Annotated in this window: 1 protein-coding gene; it reads left to right on the top strand. The window is 54.5% G+C overall.

Translation table 11 applies throughout. The annotated features are described in order from the left end of the window. On the top strand, positions 1–255 hold a 255-nt coding region (locus ACYP03_RS26980; RefSeq protein WP_459782804.1), incomplete at both ends, for a mechanosensitive ion channel family protein.

The raw sequence follows: 255 nt of genomic DNA, 5'->3' as shown, positions 1-255 counted from the left end.
AGTGTTGTCCTGGATGGAGTATCAGGGTTTTAATGCCACAGCCCTGCTGGCAGGTATGGGCGTGGGTGGGGTTGCCCTCGCCTTGGCCTCCAAACAAACACTGGAAAACTTCATTGGTACCATGATGCTCTATTCCGCGGCGCCGGTAAAAGTGGGGAATCTGTGCAATTTCGGCGGGATCCGGGGCACAGTTGAAGAAATTGGCCTGCGTTGCACCCGTATCAGAACCATAGACAGAACCGTGATCCATGTGCC

Source organism: Photobacterium sp. R1 (assembly GCF_054600795.1).
The sequence above is the reverse complement of the archived record's forward strand: the minus strand, read 5'-3'. Positions and strand labels throughout refer to the sequence as shown.